Annotated in this window: 25 protein-coding genes; 13 read left to right on the top strand and 12 right to left on the bottom strand. The window is 69.8% G+C overall.

All coding sequences use genetic code 11. The features are described from left to right. Window positions 1-2 precede the first annotated feature (2 nt). Window positions 3-1,388, bottom strand: a complete 1,386-nt coding sequence (locus BKA15_RS10550) for a hypothetical protein (RefSeq protein WP_179750549.1) — start codon at window positions 1,386-1,388, stop codon at window positions 3-5. A gap of 145 nt (window positions 1,389-1,533) precedes the next feature. Here BKA15_RS10550 and BKA15_RS10555 point away from each other — a divergent pair, with 145 nt between their 5' ends. Then, the gene (locus BKA15_RS10555; protein WP_179750551.1) at window positions 1,534-2,526 is read left to right on the top strand and encodes an acyltransferase domain-containing protein; all 993 of its coding nucleotides are present in this window, start codon (window positions 1,534-1,536) and stop codon (window positions 2,524-2,526) included. A gap of 11 nt (window positions 2,527-2,537) precedes the next feature. Then, complete coding sequence (locus BKA15_RS10560) at window positions 2,538-4,001, top strand: GuaB1 family IMP dehydrogenase-related protein (RefSeq protein WP_179750553.1); 1,464 nt, start codon at window positions 2,538-2,540, stop codon at window positions 3,999-4,001. A 104-nt stretch (window positions 4,002-4,105) separates the two neighbouring features. On the opposite strand, the gene BKA15_RS10565 is transcribed toward BKA15_RS10560, so the two are convergent. From BKA15_RS10565 to BKA15_RS10575, 3 genes are all read right to left on the bottom strand, one after another. Continuing rightward, entirely contained in the window at window positions 4,106-4,693 is a 588-nt protein-coding gene (locus BKA15_RS10565; protein ID WP_179750555.1) for an SH3 domain-containing protein, read from the bottom strand. 71 nt (window positions 4,694-4,764) lie between these two features. Next, window positions 4,765-6,273 carry a DHA2 family efflux MFS transporter permease subunit gene (locus tag BKA15_RS10570; protein WP_179750557.1) on the bottom strand — a complete coding sequence of 503 codons (1,509 nt, stop codon included), beginning with the start codon at window positions 6,271-6,273 and terminating at the stop codon, window positions 4,765-4,767. Continuing rightward, entirely contained in the window at window positions 6,234-6,824 is a 591-nt protein-coding gene (locus tag BKA15_RS10575; protein WP_218871192.1) for a PadR family transcriptional regulator, read from the bottom strand. Before BKA15_RS10575 ends, BKA15_RS10570 begins: the two co-directional genes overlap by 40 nt. A gap of 148 nt (window positions 6,825-6,972) precedes the next feature. Here BKA15_RS10575 and BKA15_RS10580 point away from each other — a divergent pair, with 148 nt between their 5' ends. From BKA15_RS10580 to BKA15_RS10605, 6 genes are all read left to right on the top strand, one after another. Then, window positions 6,973-7,401 (top strand): YybH family protein, encoded by a 429-nt coding sequence (locus BKA15_RS10580; protein WP_179750559.1) that lies wholly within the window; start codon window positions 6,973-6,975, stop codon window positions 7,399-7,401. A 271-nt stretch (window positions 7,402-7,672) separates the two neighbouring features. After that, window positions 7,673-8,875: an IS30 family transposase gene (locus BKA15_RS10585; RefSeq protein WP_312879681.1), complete on the top strand. Its 1,203-nt coding sequence runs from the start codon at window positions 7,673-7,675 to the stop codon at window positions 8,873-8,875. Window positions 8,876-9,152: 277 nt separating this feature from the next. Continuing rightward, complete coding sequence (locus tag BKA15_RS10590) at window positions 9,153-9,971, top strand: LLM class flavin-dependent oxidoreductase (RefSeq protein ID WP_179750563.1); 819 nt, start codon at window positions 9,153-9,155, stop codon at window positions 9,969-9,971. Window positions 9,972-10,029: 58 nt separating this feature from the next. After that, window positions 10,030-10,710: a GNAT family N-acetyltransferase gene (locus BKA15_RS10595; RefSeq protein WP_179750565.1), complete on the top strand. Its 681-nt coding sequence runs from the start codon at window positions 10,030-10,032 to the stop codon at window positions 10,708-10,710. A gap of 7 nt (window positions 10,711-10,717) precedes the next feature. Further along, entirely contained in the window at window positions 10,718-11,044 is a 327-nt protein-coding gene (locus BKA15_RS10600) for a helix-turn-helix domain-containing protein (RefSeq protein ID WP_179750567.1), read from the top strand. Continuing rightward, window positions 11,041-11,181 (top strand): hypothetical protein, encoded by a 141-nt coding sequence (locus tag BKA15_RS10605; RefSeq protein ID WP_179750569.1) that lies wholly within the window; start codon window positions 11,041-11,043, stop codon window positions 11,179-11,181. The genes BKA15_RS10600 and BKA15_RS10605 overlap by 4 nt, the downstream gene beginning before the upstream one ends. Before the next feature lie 18 nt (window positions 11,182-11,199). Here BKA15_RS10605 and BKA15_RS10610 read toward each other — a convergent pair whose 3' ends face one another. Genes BKA15_RS10610 through ctaC form a run of 3 tightly spaced genes read right to left on the bottom strand, consistent with a single transcriptional unit; the run spans window position 11,200 to window position 14,167 of the window. After that, window positions 11,200-11,595, bottom strand: coding sequence for a cytochrome c oxidase subunit 4 (locus BKA15_RS10610; RefSeq protein ID WP_179750571.1), 396 nt, complete (start codon window positions 11,593-11,595; stop codon window positions 11,200-11,202). Further along, window positions 11,592-13,358 (bottom strand): aa3-type cytochrome oxidase subunit I, encoded by a 1,767-nt coding sequence (gene ctaD, locus BKA15_RS10615; RefSeq protein WP_179750574.1) that lies wholly within the window; start codon window positions 13,356-13,358, stop codon window positions 11,592-11,594. Before ctaD ends, BKA15_RS10610 begins: the two co-directional genes overlap by 4 nt. Next, complete coding sequence (gene ctaC / locus BKA15_RS10620) at window positions 13,355-14,167, bottom strand: aa3-type cytochrome oxidase subunit II (protein ID WP_246322311.1); 813 nt, start codon at window positions 14,165-14,167, stop codon at window positions 13,355-13,357. Before ctaC ends, ctaD begins: the two co-directional genes overlap by 4 nt. Window positions 14,168-14,422: 255 nt before the next feature. Here ctaC and BKA15_RS10625 point away from each other — a divergent pair, with 255 nt between their 5' ends. Both BKA15_RS10625 and BKA15_RS10630 read left to right on the top strand, forming a co-directional pair. Beyond that, a complete protein-coding gene (locus BKA15_RS10625) occupies window positions 14,423-15,565 on the top strand; it encodes a cysteine desulfurase family protein (RefSeq protein ID WP_312878935.1) in 1,143 nt (380 codons plus the stop codon). Window positions 15,566-15,578: 13 nt separating this feature from the next. After that, window positions 15,579-15,794 carry a sulfurtransferase TusA family protein gene (locus tag BKA15_RS10630; protein WP_246322312.1) on the top strand — a complete coding sequence of 72 codons (216 nt, stop codon included), beginning with the start codon at window positions 15,579-15,581 and terminating at the stop codon, window positions 15,792-15,794. Window positions 15,795-15,820: 26 nt separating this feature from the next. On the opposite strand, the gene BKA15_RS10635 is transcribed toward BKA15_RS10630, so the two are convergent. After that, window positions 15,821-16,534 carry a VOC family protein gene (locus BKA15_RS10635; RefSeq protein ID WP_179750576.1) on the bottom strand — a complete coding sequence of 238 codons (714 nt, stop codon included), beginning with the start codon at window positions 16,532-16,534 and terminating at the stop codon, window positions 15,821-15,823. A 116-nt stretch (window positions 16,535-16,650) separates the two neighbouring features. On the opposite strand from BKA15_RS10635, the gene BKA15_RS10640 reads away from it, so the two are divergent. Together BKA15_RS10640 and BKA15_RS10645 are read left to right on the top strand one after the other, a co-directional pair. Next, the gene (locus tag BKA15_RS10640; protein WP_246322313.1) at window positions 16,651-17,103 is read left to right on the top strand and encodes a MarR family transcriptional regulator; all 453 of its coding nucleotides are present in this window, start codon (window positions 16,651-16,653) and stop codon (window positions 17,101-17,103) included. Between the two features lie 28 nt (window positions 17,104-17,131). Further along, entirely contained in the window at window positions 17,132-17,572 is a 441-nt protein-coding gene (locus BKA15_RS10645; protein ID WP_179750578.1) for a hypothetical protein, read from the top strand. Window positions 17,573-17,603: 31 nt separating this feature from the next. Here the strand turns inward: BKA15_RS10645 and BKA15_RS10650 are convergent, their stop codons facing one another. From BKA15_RS10650 to BKA15_RS10665, 4 genes are all read right to left on the bottom strand, one after another. Further along, entirely contained in the window at window positions 17,604-18,215 is a 612-nt protein-coding gene (locus tag BKA15_RS10650) for a hypothetical protein (RefSeq protein ID WP_179750580.1), read from the bottom strand. Window positions 18,216-18,281: 66 nt separating this feature from the next. Then, the gene (locus BKA15_RS10655) at window positions 18,282-18,644 is read right to left on the bottom strand and encodes a HesB/IscA family protein (RefSeq protein WP_179750582.1); all 363 of its coding nucleotides are present in this window, start codon (window positions 18,642-18,644) and stop codon (window positions 18,282-18,284) included. An 87-nt stretch (window positions 18,645-18,731) separates the two neighbouring features. Next, entirely contained in the window at window positions 18,732-19,775 is a 1,044-nt protein-coding gene (locus BKA15_RS10660) for a glycerate kinase (protein WP_179750584.1), read from the bottom strand. Between the two features lie 195 nt (window positions 19,776-19,970). Continuing rightward, window positions 19,971-21,065, bottom strand: coding sequence for an IS110 family RNA-guided transposase (locus BKA15_RS10665; RefSeq protein WP_179747892.1), 1,095 nt, complete (start codon window positions 21,063-21,065; stop codon window positions 19,971-19,973). A gap of 444 nt (window positions 21,066-21,509) precedes the next feature. Between BKA15_RS10665 and nadA the strand changes: the two genes are divergently transcribed. Further along, entirely contained in the window at window positions 21,510-22,679 is a 1,170-nt protein-coding gene (nadA, locus tag BKA15_RS10670; RefSeq protein ID WP_179750586.1) for a quinolinate synthase NadA, read from the top strand. The last annotated feature ends 89 nt before the right edge of the window (window positions 22,680-22,768 follow it).

A 22,768-nucleotide genomic window follows, 5' to 3' on the forward strand; every position in this document is an offset into this window, starting at 1 on the left:
GATCAGCTGTAGAAGAACTGTCCGCTGACCGTCGCGTCCAGGTCGCTGACCAGCCGGACCCAGTGGGCCGAGAAGCCCTGCGGGAACACGTGGGTGACGACCCGGCCCGGGTCCACCTCGACCGAGGCGTAGGCACCGAACCGGCCGTGCCCGTGGAAGTCGATCTCGATGGTCACGGTGATCGCGAGCCTGCCGTGGTTCTCCAGGTGCAGGCACTTCCCGTCGAACCCGGTCATCAGGTACGGATCGGACGGCACCCCGCCGATCACCGACTCGCTCCACCACGGCCCGCCCCAGCCGGCCGGCTTGCCGTACGACCAGAGATCGTCGATCTTGCCGAACCAGAGGTTGGACTGCGGCTCGGCGGTGGTCGGGCTGAGCCCGTGACTGGGCGACGCACTGTCCGTCCCGGTGACCAGCATCCCTTGCCAGGAACAGAAATCGCCGAGCACGGCAAGGTGGGTGGAGATCGGCCGGACGCCCCAGACCCGGCCGCCGTACGCCCACGGCGACAGCTCGTAGTACATCCCGTGGTGATCCATCAGCAGCCGTTCGTGCTCCACCTCGCGGATCCGCGGCCACTCGGTCTGCCACTTGTGATCGAAGCAGTGCGATGCCTTCGGCAACCGGTAGCGGGTCCAGCGATCGTCGGCCTCGGTGTAGACCTCCAAGATCGCCGACGCGGCGTCCCAGCCGGTGGCGAAGATCGTGCCGCCGAACTCGTGCCGGCCACCGATCCCGGTGAACGGCTTCTCCTCGATGATCTTCCACGCGGTGCCGTCGTACTCGGCCAGCCGGCCCCGGGAGCGCTCGCCGCGCCACTCCTCCTCCGCGTACTCGTTGGAGCAGACCACCAGCCGGCCGAAGCTCGTGTAGCAGTCCTTGTAGTGCACCTTGAACTCGCCCTCGGTGCCCAGTTCGTCGTTCAGGTCCCAGACCTGGACCGCCTTCCGATCAAGGAGATCGAGCTCGAAGACCTCACCCTCCATCGCGAGCACGTACACCTTGCGGTCGGGGTCGGTCAGGTGCCGCGACGTGCCGCAGAGCCGGTGCGGCCGCAGCTCCTCGATCGTCGTGATCTTGTGCTCGGGATCGATCAGGTGCGGCCCGATGATCAAGGTCGAGGTCGGGAAGTGCACGAACCGGTTGGTGTAGGTGCCGTCGACGCCGAGCGTCTCGGGCACCACCTCCATCGACAGGTCGGCCGAGATCCGGCGCAGGCTGACCCCGGCCCCGCTGCCGGCCTTGTGGGAGTTGTAGTTCTGTACGTAGAGCTTGCCGTTCCACGGCATCAGCGCGCCGATGCCGAGCTCGCTGCGCGGCGGCCCGAAGTCGCCGACCTGGGCGAGGGAGGGATAGATGCCGGACACGGACAGTGGTGGGTTCATGGCGGGCCCCTTGGGTCTGGCGATGATCACCGTACGTTTGCAAGAGATTAGCCCAAAGCTCCACCTCGACGACCACCAATGCAAATTCTTTTCACCTACTGGACGGCGACTTAGGCTTCTCGCACCGCCCCCGAAAGGAACGACGATGCCCGACGCCCTGGACCGCCTGCCCGCCGCGGAACGCGACTGGCTGGCCGCGATCGCCCTCGTCGAGGACAAGCCCCGGGTGCCGGCGGGTGCCGACCTGCTGCACACCCTGGCCGACCTCGGCGTGCCGCACGTCGACCTGGATCGGCTGCTCCGGCTCCGCCCGGCGCTCGACGACCATGATCAGGTACGGGAGCTGGTGGACCGACTGCTCAGCGCCCTGCTGGCCGGACTCGGCTCCCGATCCCGGCTCGGCCGGGAACCGGACCTGGGCGATCCGGGCGACGAACTGCTCGCCTACTGGCCGGTCTACGCGTTCGCGGCGATGGCGGCCGAGACCCGACGCTGGCACGCCGGCCGCGGCATCGACGAGGCGACCACCCGGCACACCCTGGCCGATCTGGGCCGGCAGCTGACCCACCACCGGCGCCGGCTCGGCCGGGGCGGCCTGACCGACAACCTTGGCTGGCTGGCCGACCACTTCCAGGGCCGGCTCTACCAGCTGGGCCGGTTGCAGTTCGAGCTCGCGCCGCTCGGCCGGACCACCAGCGCCGAGATCCGGTCCGCCGGGGTCGCCGCCGAACCGGGTGAGCCCGTCATCGCCGTACATCTGCCGGACTACTGCGGGCCGATCGACGAACCCGCCTGCACCGAGTCGTTCCGGGCCGCGCTGGACTTCTTCCCGCGGCACTTCCCGGACCATCCGGCCCGGTTCTTCACCTGCCACTCCTGGCTGCTCGATCCGCGGTTCGCCGAGCTGCTACCGGACTCCAACATCGCCGCGTTCCAGCGCCGGTTCACGATCACCCAGCGCCGGAACCGCCAGGACGACGAGGGGCCGTTCCTGTTCGTGTTCGGCACCCGGGACGTCGCCGGCCGGGCCACCCTGCCGCGGCACAGCTCACTGCAACGCGCGGTGATCGACCACATCGACGGCGGCGGCCACTGGTACCTCGGCGCCGGCTGGCGGCCGTTCGCCCCGGACGCCTGATCCGGGGGACAATGAGACTCGTGCGCTTCCTGAAGACTCCCCCTGCCCACGACCTGACGTACAGCGACGTGTTCATGGTGCCGAACCGGTCCTCGATCACGTCCCGGCTCGACGTCGACCTGGCCAGCACCGACGGCGTCGGCACCACACTGCCGATCGTGGTGGCCAACATGACCGCGATCTCGGGCCGCCGGATGGCCGAGACGGTCGCCCGGCGCGGCGGGGTCGCGATCATCCCGCAGGACATCCCGCCCGACGTCGTCGGCGAGACCGTCGACAAGGTCAAGGGCGCCCATCCGGTCTTCGACACTCCCATCTCGGTGACGCCGCACACCACGGTCGGCGAGGCGATGTCGCTGCTCGGCAAGCGGGCGCACGGTGTCGTCGTGGTGGTCGAGGACGGCCGCCCGCTGGGTACGGTGAGCGAGGCCGACGCGACCGGCGTGGACCGGTTCGCGCAGGTGCACGAGGTGATGTCGGACGACCTGGCGATCGTGTCGCCGGACACCTCGCCGGAGGCGATCTTCGACGCGCTCACCGCGCGGCACCTGCACGTCGCCCTGATCGTCGACCAGGACCGGCTGCTCGGCGTGATGACGCGTCGGCACGCGATCCGGTCGACGCTCTACCGGCCGGCGCTGGACCCGGACGGGAAGTTGATCATCGGTGCCGCGGTCGGCATCAACGGTGACGTCGCCGGCCGGGCCGAGTCGCTGCTCTCCTCCGGGGTCGACGTGCTGGTGATCGACACCGCGCACGGCCACCAGGAGAAGATGATCACCTCGCTGAAGGCGGTCCGCGAGGTCCGGGACCGGCTGGCCGAGTCCGGCGGCCGCCGGATTCCCTTGGTGGCAGGCAATGTGGTGTCCGCCGAAGGCGTGGCGGACCTGATCGACGGCGGTGCCGATGTGATCAAGGTCGGCGTCGGGCCGGGCGCCATGTGCACGACCCGGATGATGACCGGGGTCGGCCGGCCGCAGTTCAGTGCGGTGCTGGAGTGCGCCGAGGCAGCCCGCGGCGCCGGCCGGGCGATCTGGGCCGACGGCGGCGTCCGCTACCCGCGCGACGTCGCGCTGGCCCTGGCCGCCGGCGCCGGCAGCGTCATGATCGGGTCCTGGTTCGCGGGGACGTACGAGAGCACCGGCAACCTGCTCGCCGACGCCGAGGGCCGGATGTACAAGGAGTCGTACGGCATGGCCAGCGCCCGCGCGGTGAAGCTGCGCACCCGTACCCAGAGCGGCTTCGAGCGGGCCCGGGCCGGCCTGTTCGAGGAGGGCATCTCCTCCTCCCGGATGTATCTCGACCCGGAGCGGCCCAGCGTGGAGGACCTGATCGACTCGATCGTCGCCGGCGTCCGCAGCTCGTGCACGTACGCCGGCGCCTCGAACCTGGAGGAGTTCCACCGGCTGGCCACGGTCGGCGTGCAGTCCAGCTCCGGCTACGAGGAAGGCCGCCCGCTGCACGCCTCCTGGTGACGCCCGGCCCGCGTCCGGGCGGAGACGGAATTGGGCCGCCGCGCCCCGAAGTGCGCGACGGCCCAGGTTCTTTCCGGGAGCCCGTCATCCCGACGGGCCCTTGATCAGGCGCAGGGCACCCAGTTGCTGGCCGGGGTGTTCAGCCGCTTCACGAACGCGGCGGTCACCCAGCTCTTGTTGGTCAGCTGGTACCACAGGTAGTTGCCGTTGACGCCTGCGGTCGACTTCACGTAGCAGACGACGGCGACGCGCGTGCCCTCGTAGACCACACCCGTCTTGACGTCGTTGAAGTGCGGACCCCGGCGCATGTTGACCGCCGCGGTGGTGCGGCCGTCCCCGTACTCGGTGTCAGCGGACGGGCAGTACTTCGGCGCCGAGCCGATGTTCGTCACGTAGCGCGCCGTGACCCAGCCCTTGCCGTTGCTCAGCTTGTACCAGAGCCCGTTGCCGTCGACCCTCGTGCCGGGCACCTTGCAGGCGATCGTGATCGTCGTCCCCTTGGCGACATTGCCGTTGTTGCTGGTGTGCGTCGACGGTGCCGACCTGATCGTCAGTCCCCCGTTGGCGGTGACCTTCCCCTTGTACGTGGTCGCCGCGTTCGCCGTGCCGGCCGTCATCGCCATCGTCGCCACGGCGACACCACTCGCCAGTGCGAGGGCCGCAACGCGCCGGATCACCCCTGAAACCCGCATCGTTCCTCCTTCGTTGGATTCCTCCCGTGCCCTCACTACGCCGGTACGGCAACGACGGTTGCACCAAGGTTTCAGGAATTCTCGCGGACCAGATGGCGCGGCGTGGCAAAGAAGATCGCGGCCACCGAGGCGATCAGGATCACCCCGGCCGGCAGCAGCAGGGCGTCGGCCATCGCGGCGGCGAAGCCGGCCCGGAGCGGCTCGGGCAGCTGCGTCGCCGTCTCCGCCAGACCGCCGTGGCCACCGGACACCTGCGGCAGGTGCGTCGCGAGCCCGCTCTGCATCAGCGCGGCTATGCCCGCCGAGCCGAGCACCGAGCCGACCTGCCGGGTCGTGTTGTAGACACCCGCGCCCGCACCGGCCCGCTGCGGCGGCAGGTTCCGGGTCGCCGAGGTGCCGAGCGGCGACCACATGAACGAACTGCCCAGGCCGAGCAGCGTGATCGGCAGCAGCAACTGCCAGAGCGGGGCGCCCGGGACCATCACCCGGCTCAGCCAGACCAGCGACACCGCGACGGTGAACGTACCGAATCCGGCCAGGTAGCGCGGATGCATCCGGTCGGTCAGCCGGCCGACGAACCGGGCCAGCACGATCGACATCACCGCCATCGGCACCATCAGCAGCGCGCTCTGGGTCGGCGTGAAGCCGAGCACCGACTGGGTGTAGAGCATCAACGGGAAGCCCATCGCCGTGACGGCGAAGCCGACCGCACCGATGCCGACGTTGGCCAGCGAGAAGTTGCGGTCACCGAACAGCCCGAGCGGGACCAGCGGCTCACCGGCCTGCTTCGCCTGCCAGACCACGAAGACGGCCAGCACCACGATGCCGACGATGATCAACAACCAGACCGAGATCGGCCCGATGATCATTCCCCAGTGGTACGTCTGCCCTTCCTGGATCCCGAACACCAGGCAGAACATGCCGACCGCACTGAGCACGACGCCGACCAGGTCGAACCGGTGCCGGTGGGTCTCCAGCCGCGGCACCAGCCGCCCGGCCAGCACGAAGCCGACCACCCCGACCGGGACGTTGACGAAGAAGATCCACTGCCAGCCGGGCCCGTCGATCAGCAGACCACCCGCGATCGGCCCTACCAAGGTGGCGATCCCGGCCACCGCACCCCACAGGCTCATCGCGCGGCCGCGCTGGTCGGCCGGGAAGATCCTGGTGATCACCGCCATCGTCTGCGGCGTCATCATCGAGGCGCCGAGGCCCTGCAGCACCCGGGCGATGATCAACTGCTCGATCGTCCCGGTCAGGCCGCACCACAGCGAGGCGAGCGTGAAGACGACCAGGCCGGCCTGGTAAAGATTCTTCGGCCCGAACCGATCACCCAGCCGCCCGGTGATCAACAACGGCACGGCGTACGCGAGCAGGTAGGCGCTGGTCACCCAGACCACCAGGTTCACGTCGGCGTCGAAGTGTCTCATGATCACCGGCGTCGCCACCGAGACGATCGTGGAGTCGACCAAGATCATGAAGAAGCCGAGCACCAGGGCCCAGAGCGCCCGCCACGGCTTCGCCTCCGGGTCGCCGGGATTCACTGCCGGCGCAGATCGTGGATCGGATAGTTCGGCCATTCCACGTCCTTGCTCTTGATGCGTTCGATCAGGCTGCCGACCCAGTCCAACTCGGCCTGTTTGGTGTGCAGCAGGTATTTCCAGGAGAGCCAGTACACCTCCGGCACGGCATCGACCCCGGCGCGGTCGAGTGACTCGGTGACCTCGGCCAGCTCGGCGGCGAGCGCCGCGGCGTACTCACTGAGGAGATCGATCACCTGCTCGCGAGGCAGGTTGTGCGCCTCGTCCAGGGCGATCAGGAACTGGGGATACTCGTTCACCGGTGTCCGCAGCATCTCCGTCACCCGCGCCTGCAGCCGTCGCAGCCCCGCCTCGGTCAGCGCGTAGCGGGTCCGTTCCGGCCGGTTGCCGGCTCGATCGATGCCGGTGGCCCGGATCAACTCGGCCTCGGCCAGTCGCTCGACCGTGTGATACAGCGAGCCGGGGCGGACCTTGACCAGCCGGTCCTCGCCGCGCTCGACCAGCGTCTGGAACATCTCGTACGGGTGCATCTCGCGCTCCGCCAGCAGCGCCAGCAGCATCACCGCCAGCGGCGTCAGCTGTCTCGCCACGACCCACTCACCTTCGGTTACTCCAGATCAATTATTCCAAGTGGAATATATGCGCCCGCGGCCGGCGGATCAAACCCGGCAGCCCCTTGTCACACCGGGGGCCGACGCTTCGTCAGGACTGGGGAGAGCCGGAGGAACGGAGAGGACCATGGAGGCCGTGAACGCGGAGATCGAGGCGCTGCTCGAGGAGCGGGGCCGAGCGGCGTGGGACAAGGATCTGGACCGGCTGATGGCCGTCTTCGCGCCCGAGGTCGTCTACTTCGACATCGTGCCGCCGCTGCGCTACACCGGCGCCGCCGCACTGCGCGATCGCTTCGCGGACTGGTTCGGCCGCTGGCAGAGTCCGATCGGGCAACAGGTGCAGGAGTTGGAGATCCTGGCGACGCGCGAGGTGGCCGCCGCCCACATGCTGGTCCGGGCCAGCGGGACGTTGCTGAACGGCCGAGAGGTCGACTACTTCGTCCGGGTCAGCGACAGCCTGCGCCGCGGTTCCGCCGGCTGGCTGATCACCCACGAGCACGTCTCCGTCCCGGTCGACCTGGCCACCGGCAGCGCGGTGATCGACCTGCGTCCCTGACCGCAGTCGACGGAGAGATCCCGGCCGGGTATGAGCCCGTTGCGGAATGGTGCGCAAGCGCGTTGCAGGGTCGGATCAGGGCCAACTGCCGGGCGGCCCACCGTCGAGCGCGGAAGGTCTGCCCGCGTCCTGGCCCAGGTGACACAAATCTGCAACGGAACAGGTAACGCAATCGATTTCAGGCGGCGGGCTCAGACGGTCGTCGCAACAACGGTCTTGGGAGGTTGTTGTGGCGGTCGATGCTGGAGTGCGGGCGCGGGTGTTGGCGTTGGTGGCGGCGGGTGAGTCGTGTCGTGGTGCGGCGCGCCGGGTCGGGATTTCCTATCGGAGCGTGGTGCGGTGGGCCAATCTGGCCGGTATGGAGTTGCAGCCGGGCCGGATCGGCGGGATCGCTGGGGTCAGTGCGTTTCGGCGGTCACCGCGGGCGCGGCCTCCGCGGGTGCTGCCGGAGGGGGACTATCTGGCTGAGAACGGCCGGTTGACGCTGGCCGGGCGGGTGGTGATCGCGGTCCGGCTCCGGGACCAGTGGCGGCCTGCCGCGATCGCCCGGGCGTTGGGGGTGCACCGGTCCACGGTGAAGCGTGAGATCGAGGCCGGCAGCGTGGACGGTCGTTACCGGCCCAAGATCGCCCAGCGGCGGGCCGACGAGCGGCGGCGGCGGCCGAAGTCGGACCGGGTCAAGCTCAGGCCCGGGACCGAGTTGTGGGACGAGTTGATCGCCCGGCTGAATGCCAAGCAGTCACCCGAGCAGATCGCCGGCAGGCTGGCCCTGGACTTCGCCGGGCGTGACGCTATGCAGGTGAGCCACGAAACGATCTACCAGGCCCTCTACGTGCAGGGCGCCGGGGCGCTACGCCACGAACTGGCCGTGGAGAAAGCGCTGCGGTCGGGCCGGACCACCCGCCGGCCACGGTCCAAACTCGGACCACGGTCGAACCGGTCCTGGATCGGCACCGCCACCATCACCGCCCGCCCGGCCGAGGCCGAGGATCGGGCCGTGCCCGGTCACTGGGAAGGCGACCTGATCATCGGCGGCGGTAACCAACGCTCGGCGCTGATCACCCTGTTCGAACGCACCACCCGGTTCTGCCTGATCAGCCGGATCACCGTCCATGACGCCGCGACCGTGACCGACCGGCTCACCGAGATGGCCGCCCGGCTCCCGGCAGCGTTGTGGCGGTCCCTGACCTGGGACCAAGGCGTGGAGATGGCCGACCACGCCCGGTTCACCATCGCGACCGGTTGCCCCGTGTTCTTCTGCGATCCCCACTCGCCCTGGCAACGCCCGACCAACGAGAACGGCAACGGCCTGCTCCGAGAGTTCTTCCCCAAAGGCACCGACTTCACCAAGATCACCGACGAGCAAGTCGCCGAAGCCGAACACCTCCTCAACACCCGCCCCCGCAAGATCTTGAACTACCAGACCCCCGCTGAGAAGCTTGCTCAACTAATCACTGTTGCGAAAGCAGCTTGAATCCGCCGGCCTTCGAGCAGTGGTTGCGTTGCAGATTTGTGACACCGCCTCCCGCCTGGACGGGTGCGAACCGGACAGGACGCACGGGTCGGAAGCCGCTCGCATTGAGGGCCCAGGTCGGCGCCATCCGGGTGCGGGCGCCGACGGTGCCGAATCCGCAACAGGCTCAACGCGCGGGGCGGAATGTCCAACAAATATCGGTCGTCCGATTGCGGGTCGGCGGTTCGTAGTGGGGGTAGCAGGACCGAGAACGGTCCCCGACCCGAGGAGAACCACGATGAACGATCAGGCCAAGCCAGCTGCCCGCCCCTTCCGATTCGGCGTCGTCGCCCCGATCACGTCCGACCTGGCGACCTGGCGCGACCGGGTGCGCCGGATCGCCGACAGCGGCTACTCGACGTTGCTGATGCCCGACGTACCCACCTGGCAGCCGTCGCTCGGCCCGACCCTGGCCACCGCGGCTGCGCTCGCCGACCTGCGGATCGGCTCCTGGGTGTACGCGGCCGCGCTGCATCGGCCGGACGAGATGGCGTGGGAGGCCCACTCGCTCTCCGTGCTCACCGAGGGCCGGTTCGAGATGGGACTCGGCGCCGGCCGGCCCGGAATCGAGGTCGAGCTCGGTCGCCCGGCCGTCTCGGCGGCGGAACGGCGCGCCCGGATGCGCGAGACCGTGGCCTCCCTGCGGACCTTCGACGGCCCGGAGCTGCACACGCCGGTCGTCATGGCGGTCAGCGGACCGAAGTCGCAGGCGCTGGCGCTCGAGGTCGCCGACGCGGTCACCTTCGTCCTTCCCGTGGACGACGATCGGGTCGAGACCACCCGCCGGGTCCGGGAGTTCGGCGCCCACCGGGACCTCGAGCTCGCCCAGCACGTCGCGGCCATCGGCGACCGGGTCGCCCCGTTCATGGCGCCGCCGGATCTCGACACGGCAGCACTCCGCGCCGCGGACTCGCTGGTCATCCTGCCGAGTGACCCGGCGGCCGCGGCCGAGGAGATCCAGCGACGCCGCGAGGAGATCGGCTTCTCCTACTTCGTCTTCGGCGCCGACTTCGCCGAAACCCTCGCCCCGGTCGTCACCGGACTGGCCGGGAAGTAGGCAAGGCGTCGCCCTCTCCTTAGGCTGAGCCGCATGAAGTAGCGCCGCGCGGCGGTCGATGATCTTGCCGAGGTGCACCGGATCCTGGCCGCTGACCCGGTTGGTCGAGGTGGCGCGGCGTTCCGAAGGGGCGTCGGTGCTGCAGGCGACACTCGACGATGACCGCCCGGAGGCTCGGGAGCGCTGTGCGGCTCACGGCTTCACCGCCGCGTTCCCGCTCTGGTCCATGACCCACGACGGCAGCACCTGGCCGAGCGCGACGCTGCCCGCACCGCTGCGGCTCGCGGCCTGGGACGACCTGCCGCCCGGCGCCTTCCAGGCCGCATACGATTTGGCCTACGCCGACCAGCGCGTGGTCGAGCCACACAGCGCCGAGACCTGGGTCGGCATCCTGGCGCACGACACCCTGTACCGCGACGTCACGGCCATCGCGCTGGCCCCGGACGGCCAGGTCGTCGGCTTCGCGCTCGCCTTCGGCCTCGGCGGCAACGCCGATCTCGGACCGATCGGCACCGTTCCACAGTGGCGCCGCCGCGGCGTCTCCGGCGCCCTGCTGGCCCTGGCGCTGTCCCGCTGCCGCGAGCGCTCACTCGCCCCGATCACGCTCACCGTCGACGGCGCCAGCCCGACCGGTGCCCAGGATCTCTACCTGCGTGCCGGCTTCGTCGTCGCCCGAACGCATCACGCGCACACCCTCCACCTGCGAGGCCGACCATCGGATAGTGCGTATCCGCTATAATCTGGTCATGAGTTCGGCTGAACTGATCCAGGCGGTACGCCGGCGCAAGGGACTGACCCAGAGCCAGCTGGCCCGGCGGGCCGGCACGACGCAGTCAGCCATCAGCCGCATCGAACGCGGCGTCGAGTCGCCGACGGTGGACCGGTTGGCCGACCTGCTCCGCGCCATGGGTGAGCACCTGGATCTCGGCTCCACGGCCATCGATCCCTGGGCCGACGAGGAGGATCTGGCCGCGGACCGGCGGCGCGGTCCGGCCGACCGGCTCGCCGACGGCATCGCCCTGGCGACGTTCATCACCGAGCTCGCCGGATCCGCGCGGAAAGCGCCGGCGTGACCGAGGTCCCACCAGCGCTGGATCCCGAACGCATCTTCGCCACGCTCGAACGACATCACCTGATCAGCATGAAGCGTGCCGCGGGTCGCCCGCGCGACCTCGCCGACATCTCCGCGCTCACCCCGGATGTGCGCTGATCGATCAGTGGGTGTCGATCAGTGGGCGTGATCGCCGCGGTAGAACTCGTACACCAAGCCGGTGCAGGTGACGATCCCGACGCCGAAGCCCAGCAGCATCAGCCACCAGCCGAACACCGGGCCGAGCACGATCAGCACCAGGGTCAGCGCCACGTACAGCGGCCAGATGCTCGACGGCGGGAAGAAGCCCAGCTCCCCCGCGCCCTCGGCGATCTCGCCGTCCTTCTTGTCCTCCGGCCGCTGGTCCATCCGGCGCGCGATCAGGCCGAGATAGCCGGTGATCATCAGCGCCAGGAAGAAGCACAGGGTCAGCGCGGCGGTGCCGGTCGGGTCGCGGCTCATCAGGTAGTAGATCGGGGTGACGATCAGGAGGAAGATCGCCAGGATCCCGAAGATCCACGCCTCGGTCTTCATCGGTCTTCCTTCCCATCCTGATCGGCCCGCTGCTCCAGGACCTCGACCCGGCCCTCGTCCTCACCGGCATCGGTTCCGGCCTTGAGCAGCCGGCCGTCGTCGCTCGCGTTCTCCTCGTACTCCTCCAGCGCCAGCTCCGGATGGTGCAGGTCGAAGGCGGGCGACTCGGACCGGATCCGCGGCAGCGAGACGAAGTTGTGCCGCGGCGGCGGGGAGGACGTCGCCCATTCGAGCGACCGGCCCCAGCCCCACGGGTCGTCCACGCCGACCAGCGGCGCCCGGCGCGACTTCCAGACGTTGTAGAGGAACGGCAGGATCGACGCGCCGAGCAGGAAGGCGCCGGCCGACGAGACCTGGTTCAGGATCGTGAAGCCCTCGGTCGGCAGGTAGTCGGCGTAGCGCCGCGGCATGCCCTCGGCGCCCAGCCAGTGCTGCACCAGGAACGTCGTGTGGAAGCCGATGAACAGCAGCCAGAAGTGGATCTTGCCCAGCGTCTCGTCGAGCATCCGCCCGGTGAACTTCGGCCACCAGAAATAGAAGCCGGCGAACATCGCGAACACGACCGTGCCGAACACCACGTAGTGGAAGTGCGCCACCACGAAGTAGGAGTCGGACAGCTGGAAGTTCAGCGGCGGGCTGGCCAGGATGATGCCGGTCAGGCCGCCGAACAGGAACGTGGTCAGGAAGCCGATCGCCCACAGCATGGGGGTGTCGAAACTGACACTGCCGCCCCACATCGTGCCGATCCAGTTGAAGAACTTCATCCCGGTCGGCACCGCGATCAGGAACGTCATGAACGAGAAGAACGGTAGGTTCACCGCTCCGGTCACGAACATGTGGTGGGCCCACACCGCGATCGACAGCGCGGCGATCGACAGGGTCGCGATCACCAGGCCGACGTAGCCGAAGACGGGCTTGCGGCTGAACACCGGCAGGATCTCGGTGATGATGCCGAAGAACGGCAGCGCGATGATGTAGACCTCGGGGTGCCCGAAGAACCAGAACAGGTGCTGCCACAGCATCGGGCCGCCGGTGGCCGGGTCGAAGACCAGCGAGCCGAGCGTGCGGTCCGACTCCAGCAGCAGTAGTGCCGCGGCCAGGATCGGGAACGCGATCAGCACCAGGATCGAGGTGACCAGGATGTTCCAGCAGAAGATCGGCAGCCGGAACATGGTCATGCCCGGGGCCCGCATGCACAGGATCGTCGTGATGAAGTTCACCGCGCCGAGGATGGTGCCGAGGCCGGCCAGGTAGAGGCCCATGATCCACAGGTCGCCGCCGACGCCCGGGGAGTTGATCGCGTCACTCAGCGGTGCGTACGCGAACCAGCCGAAGCTCGCCGCGCCGCCCGGGGTGAGGAAGCCGGACACCGTGATCAGGCCGCCGAACAGATACAGCCAGTACGACAGCATGTTCAGCCGCGGGAACGCGACGTCCGGAGACCCGATCTGCAGCGGCATGATCGCGTTCGCGAAGCCGGCGAACAGCGGCGTCGCGAACAGCAGCAGCATGATCGTGCCGTGCATCGTGAAGAACTGGTTGAACGTCTCGTGCGAGACGTACTGCAGGCCGGGGAACGCGAGCTCGGCCCGGATCGCCAGCGCCAGCAGGCCGGCGAAGCCGAAGAACGCCATCGAGGTGATGAAGTACAGGTTGCCGATCACCTTGTGGTCGGTCGTGGTCAGCCAGGACCACGAGATCGTGCCGAGCCGGCGTCGTGCCGGCGAGATCTCGGCGTCGACGGTCCGTTCCGCCGTCGTCATCGCGCGCCTCCTGCTTCCGGAATGGCCGGGCCGTTCTTGTTGGCCGACTCGTTGCCCAGGGCCTCGCCGATGTTGCCGCGCTCGGCCAGCCCCTTCAGGTACGCGTTGTACTCGGCCTCACTGACCACGTGCACGTTGAAGATCATCGCCGAGTGGTACGTACCGCAGAGCTCGGCGCACTTGCCGGCGTAGACCCCTTCGCGGGTCGGCGTCACGTCGAAACTGCTCGTCCGGCCCGGGATCACGTCGCGCTTGAACGCGAAGGACGGGATCCAGAACGAGTGGATGACGTCCGGCGAGCTGAGCTCGAACCGGACCGACTGGCCGACCGGGAGGTAGAGGTCCGGCGACTGGTTGACCGTCCCGGCCTCCCACACGTTCTCCCCGACCGCCGGGTTGTCGGCCTCGTTGTAGTTGAAGGTCCAGGACCACTTCTGGCCGACGACCTTGATCACGTGGTCCGGCTTCTGCACCGGCGCCAGCACCTGGTCCTGGGCGAGCACCGTGTAGTAGAAGAGCACGCCGATCACCACGAACGGGGCGATCGAGTAGAAGATCTCCATCGGCAGGTTGTAGCGCTTCTGCTTGGGCGCCTCCGCGCTGCGCCGGCGATACCGGACGGCGGCGTAGATGATCAAGCCCCAGACGCCGACACCCACCACGCCCGCGGCGATCCAGGTGCCGATCCACAGGTCGTGCATCACCGGAGCGCGGTCGCTCGCCATCACCGGGTAACCCAGCCGGGCCAGGTCCTCGACGCTCTCACAGCCGGTCAGCGCCACCAGGCCGAGGGCGGAGAGCGCGAGCAACGCACGCCGCGCGGCCGTCCCCGGGCGTCCAACGTGACGTCCTACTGGGGCAGGCCTGTTGCCAGTGCCACGCACATCGCGCCCTTTCACTTCGACAACTCCGTGTTCTACTTGCCGATCCTCACCGGTCGGGCAGAACCCGACGGCGCGCTGGTGACGCCACCAGTCGGACCTCACCCTAACGCAGATCCTCCGGCCCGAAGCGGCGGGGCGCGGGTGCGCTGCGCCACGCTTTCCGGGGGTAGGTTTACGCCCGTGACCGGACCGATTCCGACGGTCTTTCTGGACGCCTCGACGGCCGAACCGCTGCTGCCGGAGGCCAGGCAGGCCTGGCTCGCCGCGCAGGACTCCGGCTGGGGCGATCCGCTGCGGTTGCACCGTGCCGGACGGCTCGCCGCGCAGGCCCTGGACCGGGCCCGCGAGCTGGTCGCCGAGGCGGTCGGAGCCCGGCCCGACGAGGTCGTCTTCACCGGCCCGGGTCCGCAGACCGCCGCGGCGGCGATCGACGGGCTGGCCCTGGGCCGGCGCCGGATCGGCCGGACCATGATCACGTCGGCGATCGAGCACTCGGCCGTGCTCGCCGCGACCGAGACTGCCGGCGAGGCGGTACGGGTCGGAGTGGACCACGCCGGCCGGATCGACCTGGACGCCTGGGCGGCCGCGGTCTCTCGTCCCGGAGTCGCCGCGGCGGTGCTCCAGGTGGCCAATCACGAGGTCGGGACCCTGCAGCCCTATGCGGAGGCGGCCGCGGCCTGCCGCGCCGCCGAGGTGCCGCTGATCGTGGATGCAACCGCAGCCCTGGGCCGGATCGACCTGACCCGGGCCGGACCCTGGTCGATCATGATCGGCTCGGCGGCCGCGTTCGGCGGCCCGGCGTCGGTCGGGTTCATGATCATCCGGCGCGGCGTCCGCTGGCGGGCGCCCTATCCGGTGGACGACTACCAGGACGGTCGCTGGCCCGGCCCGCCGGACGTGCCGGCGATCGTCGCCGCCGTCACCGCGCTGCAGACCTGGCTCGACCAACCAGAGCCGGGCGTCCGGCAGCATGCCCTGATCGACCGGCTCCGCGCCGAGGTGGCAGCACGGATCAGCGACGTCGAGGTGGTCGGCGATCCGATCCGGCGGGTGCCGCACCTGCTCACCTTCTCGGTCCTGTACGTCGACGGCGAGACGCTCACCCTGGAACTGGACCGGGCCGGGATCGCCGTCGCCAGCGGCTCGGCCTGCAGCGCGTCCGCCGAGACGCCGTCGCACGTGCTCGCCGCGATGGGCGCGCTCACCCACGGCAACGTACGGATCGGGCTGACCCGGTCCAGCACCGAGGCCGATGTCGACCGGCTGCTCGACGCCCTGCCGCCGATCGTGGACCAGGTCCGGGCCCGGTTGGGCGCACCATGATCGACAGGAGACCATGATCATGGAGGAACTCGACTGCCTCGGCCTGAAGTGCCCGCGGCCGATCATCGAACTGGCCCGCCGGATCGACACCCTGGCCGACGGCGACCAGATCCTGATCATGGCCGACGACCCGGCCGCCGGCCCCGACCTGGTCGCCTGGTGCCGGATGCGCGGCCACGAGTTGGTCAGCAGCGACCCACCCCGCTTCGTGATCATGAAGCGTTCATGATCATGAACACGGTTCGGTAGCGCCCGTCAGGCGATCCGACTGGCGAGCTCCGCCAGGGTGGGGGCAGCCGAGTCGGCTCGGATGACGATCTCATCACCGTCGGCGGCCGTCAGGCCGATGGCGCGAAGGCCGACCGGGCCGTCGACCAGCCGGAGCGGCAGGAGTTCGAGCGTCTCGGCGCCGATGTGCTCGACGACCTCGGCCCGGTCAGCCCCGATCTCGAGCCAGGCGATCTTGGTGAGCCGCCGTTCGTGCTCCACCTGGGCAGCGACCAGTGGGCCGACCTGGTCGTCGCGGAGGTAGAAGTTGGGCAGGCCGCGTGCCCACGTCGTGGCAGCGTTGCCCGGCGCCATGACGGTTGTCGTCGTCGTACCGTCGGGCCGGGTGGCACCAGGAGCGGTGACCACCTCGCCGCCCAACCGGTCTGCCACGGCTTGCAGCTCGGCCCGGCTGCGGACCCGCAGATTCCAGGTCATCCAGTGGTCGCCGGCAGCGGTGACGTCTTCGAACCAGCCCGCGAACATCCTGACGCCAGGATCCGGATCGGCGGGCCGCGCGATGACGGACTCGATGTTGATGTACGCACCGCCGGGCAGCGGTACCACCCGGTGCGCCGTCGGCATCCCGGTCAGCCATCCTCCTTCCGCGCTGCGTAGTCCCGTGGCCCGGCGCAGCCGCTCGGCCCCGTCGTACAGGTGGGAAACACCGAGCGTCACGTGGTCCAGTTCATAGAACGTCATGCGTGCTCCGATCGATTAGGATTGAGTTGACAACAACTCTGATTTGTTTTCAAATCTAAATCAGGAGGTGTGCCGTTTCAACCCCACCGCCGATCGATCCGGCATCGGTCGAGCCGTTGACCGTCGACCGGAGCGTGCGGGACCTGATCTTGGTGATGCCTCGCCTGATGGCCCGGGCGAAGCGGATGCCGATCCCGGAACAGCTCCGGGATTTCGCCCTGACCCCCCGTCACCTGTCCCTGCTCGCGCTGCTGCTGTTCGACGACGAGGCCACCGTCAAGGAACTCGCGGCCGGGCTCCAGGTCGCGTCCACCACGGTGAGCCTTGTGGTCGGCGACCTGAGCCGGAAGGGCATCCTGGAGCGCCGCGAGGACGAGCAGGACCGGCGACGGACGATCGTCAGGATCGCCGACGCGCACAGATCTGCGGTCGAGGGCTGGCTCGCCGCCGGCGCCGAGTCATGGCGCAGGGTCCTGCAACCCCTGACCTCGCACGAACGGGGCGTGGTCGTCGCCGCACTCCTGGCTTACGAACGCGAGTCGATGGCCGCCACAGGTCAGCGCGACTGACCGATCGACGGACGAAGAGGCGGATTCCATGATCACGAACGACGACATCGGGTGGCTCAGAGCCCGCTGGCCGACCGCGGCCGCCGTCGTCCTGCTGCTCGTCACGCTGGCACTGCTCGACGCGACGCAGCGCGGAACGGGCCAGACCGACTCGATCGTCCAGCCGTGGGTGGTCCTGGCCGCCGGGCTCGTCTACCCGGTCGTCGGCCTGGGTCGGCGCGTCCTCCGAGACGGTCGCACCGTGCTGGTCCAGTCCCTCGGGCTCCTCGTCTTCGCCGGCGTCACCCTGCTCGGCTACGCGGCCGGCCCGTTCACCGCCTACGTCGTGGCCGCAGGCCTGATCGCGCACGCCGGCTGGGACGCCGTGCACCACCGCCGGAACGCCGTCGTCTGGCGCTGGTATGCCGAGCTGTGCGCCGTCTATGACCTGCTCCTCGCCACCGCGGTCCTCACCGCTGCAACCCTGTGAACCTTTCCCTGGCGGGCCGCAGGGCGGCGGGTCAGCGGGCCTCGGCCAGCAGGGCCTCGAGTTCGGCGGCGCGGCGGAGGTCCTTCGGCCTGCCGACGGCCCGGCGCATCGCGATCAGGTCGTCGGCGCGGAGATAGCCGACGGACCAGCCGTCCGGGCTCTCCAGCCGCAGGGCGCGGCCGAGGTAGTCCGCCACCCGCAGCGAGCCCCAGGGCAGCGCCGGTGTGCAGGCGTCGCCGGTCGCGCCCGGAGCTTCGAAGGTCACCTTCGGCAGCAGGAACGACTCGGGTCCGCAGGGCACCTGACGGCCGTCGTCGTCGGCCAACTCGGCGTCGGCCGTCGCGAACCCGGCCGCGAGGGCCGGCGCGTGTCGCGGATCGCCGTCCCAGAGCAGGTCAAGATCACCGGTCAACTCGGCCGATCCGTGCAGGATCCCGGCCACCTGGCCGATGATCACGACCGGCGCACCCGCCCGGTGCAGCGAGGCCAGCAGCGGCCGCGGGTCGTAGTCCAGCGCACCGTCGGTGGCCAGCGTGCCGACCACGTCATCGGCGTCGTCGTGGGTCCGCCCGGTCGGCGTCCGGCCACGGACCGCCTCCGCCGTCCGGCGCACGGCCCGCTCGAGGAGTTGGTACGGCGTCATCGAATCCCGTCCGCAGATGCAACATCGCCGCCCGGATATCCGGACGGCGATGCAGATGATGTCAGATCAGTGGAAGCTGTCGCCACAGGCGCAGGAGCCGGTGGCGTTCGGGTTGTCGATGGTGAAGCCCTGCTTCTCGATGGTGTCGACGAAGTCGATCGTGGCGCCCATCAGGTACGGGGCGCTCATTCGGTCGGTCACCACGCTGACGCCCTGGTACGACTTCACGACGTCGCCGTCCAGCTGCCGCTCGTCGAAGAACAACTGGTACCGCAGTCCCGAGCAGCCGCCCGGCTGAACCGCGATCCGCAGCGCGAGGTCGTCGCGGCCTTCGCCCTCCAGCAACGCCTTCACCTTGCTCGCGGCCTCTTGGGTCAACACCACGCCGTCGGTGGTCGGGGCCTCGGTCAGCTGGTCGGTCGCCGCCATCTCTGTCTCCAAATCCTGGACGAATTACACCTACAACCGGGCCAACCCCCTGCAGGGCTGTTGTATTCCCCGGCCGTTTCAGTGTAGTCACCAGCGCCAGGACCGGGCGACTCGGCGAACCACCGCGGACAACTCGTCCGGCTCGATCCCGTCCGTGACCGGGGCGTCGGCCGCCGAGGCCCGTACCGGATAGGCGGATTCGATGCCGAGCGTCCGCATCTCCCGCCCGCCGATCAGCACCTCGCCGGCGATCACCACGGCCGGGCAGAGCGACCGTTCGGCCACCCGGGCGGCGGCCGCGACCACCTCACCGCCGCGTTCGGCGAAGTCGAACACGCCGCAGCCGGTGACGACCAGGTCGAGCCTTCGTTCGGGTACGGATTCGAGGGCGAGTTCGGGCCCCGCGACCAGGCGTCCGCCGAGCGCCAGCACGGCGAGCGCGGCGCCGCCGCAGGCCCCGGCACCGGCCCGGTCCGCGACGCCGAGCAGCCCGGCCCAGCGCTCCAGCGTCGCGTCGGTGCGCAGCAACCGCTCCGGGTCGACCGCGCTGCCCCGCCGGACCGAGGTGATCCCGCGCAGCCCGAGCAGCTGCTGGCCGGCCTGGTCGGCCGGGATCACGCCGATCACCTCCGCGTCGCCGACCAGCTCCCGTACCGGAGCGAGAGCGACGCTGCCGATCCCGTCCAGGCCGGCCACGCCGCCGTCCAGTGGCACGTCGGCCGTCGCCCCGAGCCCCGCCAACAGACCGGCCCCGCCGTCATGGGCGAGCGCCCCGGCGGCGCAGTCGATCACCAGTCGCCGCGGCCGTGGCTGCGCGCGCAGGGCGGTCGCGGTCACCTCGCCGAGCGCCAGAGTGCTTCCCTGGTACGGAATTCCTTGATCATCAGCGGGCCGCGCGACCTCCAGCCCGGCCGCCACCACGCCGTCCCGGGCCGCCCACCAGGCGGGCGTCGCCCCGGCCATCCCGGTGATCAACTCCGCCCCGATCAGGTCCGCATAGGCGCGCCCGAACCCCGCCCCGGCGCCGCCCGCCGGGACCACGGTGGAGCCCGGCCACCCCTCGGCCAGCACCCGCCCGGCCTGCGCCGAGGTCAGCGCCCCGATCCCGTCCGTGATCACCAACACCTGCATGCGCCGATGCTGTCACGCCGGGGCGGGAGCCGAGCCGCGGGGAGCCCGGACCTGGTGGCGTTCCCAGCAAAGTCGAATCCGCACGGCTCCCTCGATCCCGGCCCGGCCCGTGCACCGCCCGAGCCCGCCTGCCCGCACGCCCGAACCGCACCGCGCACCCTTCCCCAACCCGCCGAGCGGATGCCCCTATGTTTGTCAAGGGGTCGCGGGTGCGGGTTCTGCGGGTCGGAGGGCTCCGGTGATGATCTTGTGGATGTCGCGGGCGATGTAGCGTTTCAGGCAGCGGATGATGTCGCGTTTGGACTTTCCGTCGGCGGTGCGGCGGGCGGTGTAGGCGCGGGTGGCTGGGCAGTGGCGTAGCCGGCAGACCACGATCAGGTAGAGCGCGGAGTTGGCGTGGCGGTCACCGCCGCGGTTGAGCCGGTGCCGGGTCGTGTTGCCGGAGGAGGCCTGGATCGGGCTGACGCCGCAGAGCGCGGCGAACGCTGCTTCGGAGCGGAGCCGGTCGGGGTTGTCGCCGGCGGTGATCAGGAGTTGCGCGGCGTGGTCGGGCCCGATCCCTTGCTGTTGCAGCAACGCGGGGGCCAGGGCGGTGACGGTGGCTTTGAGTTGGCGGGCGAGGTCGGTGATCTCGGCGGTGAGTTGCTGCACGCGCCGGGCCAGCAGGCGCAGCGTGTAGCGGGCCGCGGCGGTGATGTCGGTGACGGGCTGGTCGGGCAGGCCGGCGCAGTGCCGGACGAGTTTCGGGGTGGTCAGGCCGGTCAGCTGGTCGCGGAGTTCGGGATCGGCGGTGATGATCATGGTCTTGAGCTGGTTGAGCGTCTGGGTGCGCGCTTTGACCGCGGATTCCCTGGCCAGCTTGAACATCCGCAGCATCTCGACCTGCCCGTTACCGGTCTTCGCGGTCGCGGTGGCCCGGCCCGACAAGACGGCCCGGGCCGCGGCTTCGGCATCGATGGCGTCGGTCTTGCCGCGCCGGCGCCGCTCGGCCCGGTCGGGCTGATTCACCTCAACCACCGCCACCCCGGCGGCGAGCAGCTGACGGGTCAACGCCTTGCCGTAACTGCCGGTGCCCTCGACCCCGGCCCGGCGCACCACCCCCAAACTCTGCGCCCAGGCCAGCAGGGCCCGATAGCCCGCCGCCGTGGTCCGGAAGGATCGTGTGCCCAGCACCTGGCCGAGCAGGGACAGCACAACCGCGACGTGGAAATCCTTGTGGGTGTCGACCCCCAGCACCACCTCCCCGGCGGGGTCGGGACCGGGCTGGGAATGAACTGGCGATTGCGGCATGCTGGACAAGGTCGATCTCCTCCTGTGCTTGGGAACGGATTGGCCGTCACCGGGTGGCACAAGGGAGCGGTCAGGACTGTGATGGCGCTCTTGTGACGGCAAGGCCCCTATCGGGACACGCCCCCAGCCGCCCGGTGGCAGCAAGCACCGCTCGCAGCGACAGGCCGACAGATCCGCTCAAAGGCACCAAGCCCAGACGATTTGCGAGTCAGACCCACCGCCGCGAACGGCACTTGACGATCCTCACAGACCACTTGACCTCGATTTCGGCCCGATCTGCCGGTCAACGCGTCCGATCGGCGACGCTCCTCCTGGGAGCGATCGGTCCAACTCGAGGGCTCGACCTCGGTCGGATTTCGCCCTGAGTCCGGCGGGCGGGTGATCTTCATCTCGCCGATCGTTCAGGGCGCGGGCCGGCGGCGACGGCGGAGTTAGGGTGTGCGGATGGCGATCACCAGCCCGCTCCCCCTTTTTGTGCTGGGCAGCGGCACCGATCCTGACACCGAACGCGGCGTCGAGTGCCCCGGCGAACTGCCGCCCGCGTCCGACCCGGGGCTGGTCGAACGGGCCCGCCGGGCCAAGGAGAAGCTGGGCGACCGGGTGTTCATCCTCGGCCACCACTATCAGCGGGACGAGGTGATCCAGTTCGCCGACGTCACGGGCGATTCGTTCAAGCTGGCCCGCGACGCCGCGGCCCGGCCCGGGGCGGAATACATCGTGTTCTGCGGCGTGCACTTCATGGCCGAGTCGGCCGACATCCTGACCGGCCCGGACCAGCGGGTGATCCTGCCGGACCTGGCGGCGGGCTGCTCGATGGCGGACATGGCCCGGTTGGCCCAGGTCGAGGACGCCTGGGACGTGCTCGCCGACGCCGGCGTCGCGGAGAAGACCGTCCCGGTCACGTACATGAACTCCTCGGCCGACATCAAGGCCTTCTGCGGCCGCAACGGCGGCGTGGTCTGCACCTCGTCCAACGCCAAGCGGGTGCTCGAGTGGGCGTACCAGCAGGGCGAGAAGGTGTTCTTCCTGCCCGATCAGCACCTGGGCCGCAACACGGCCGTCCTGCAGCTCGGGTACGAACTCGACGACTGCGTCGTCTACGACCCGCGGCAGCCGAACGGCGGGCTCACCCGGCAGCAGCTCCGCGACGCGAAAGTCATCCTGTGGCGCGGCCACTGCTCGGTGCACGGCCGGTTCACCCCGGAGGCGGTCGACGAGGCGCGGGCCCGGATCCCGGGCGTCCAGGTGCTGGTGCACCCGGAGTGCCAGCACGAGGTGGTGCTCAAGGCCGACCTGATCGGGTCGACGGAGTTCATCATCCAGACGATCGAGGCGGCCGAACCGGGCACCAAGTGGGTGATCGGCACCGAACTCAACCTGGTCCAGCGGCTGGCCAAGAATCACCCGGAGCTGGAGATCTCCTTCCTCGAGCGCATCGTCTGCTACTGCGCGACGATGAACCGGATCGACCTGCCGCACCTGGTGCAGTCGCTGGAGAACCTGGTCGAGGGCCGCGTGGTGAACCAGATCGAGGTGGACCCGGACACCGAGCGGTCCGCGAAGCAGGCACTGCAGCGGATGCTGGACCTGCCGGGCGATTCTGCCCGGGACTGACCGCTGACCAGGGTCGCTACCCGGGCTGACATCGAGCGGGCACCAGCCGCCGGGCGTACGACGCTGTCGCCCGAGACCGGCGCCCGCTC

It is taken from the genome of Microlunatus parietis, assembly GCF_013407955.1.
GTDB lineage: Bacteria > Actinomycetota > Actinomycetes > Propionibacteriales > Propionibacteriaceae > Microlunatus > Microlunatus parietis.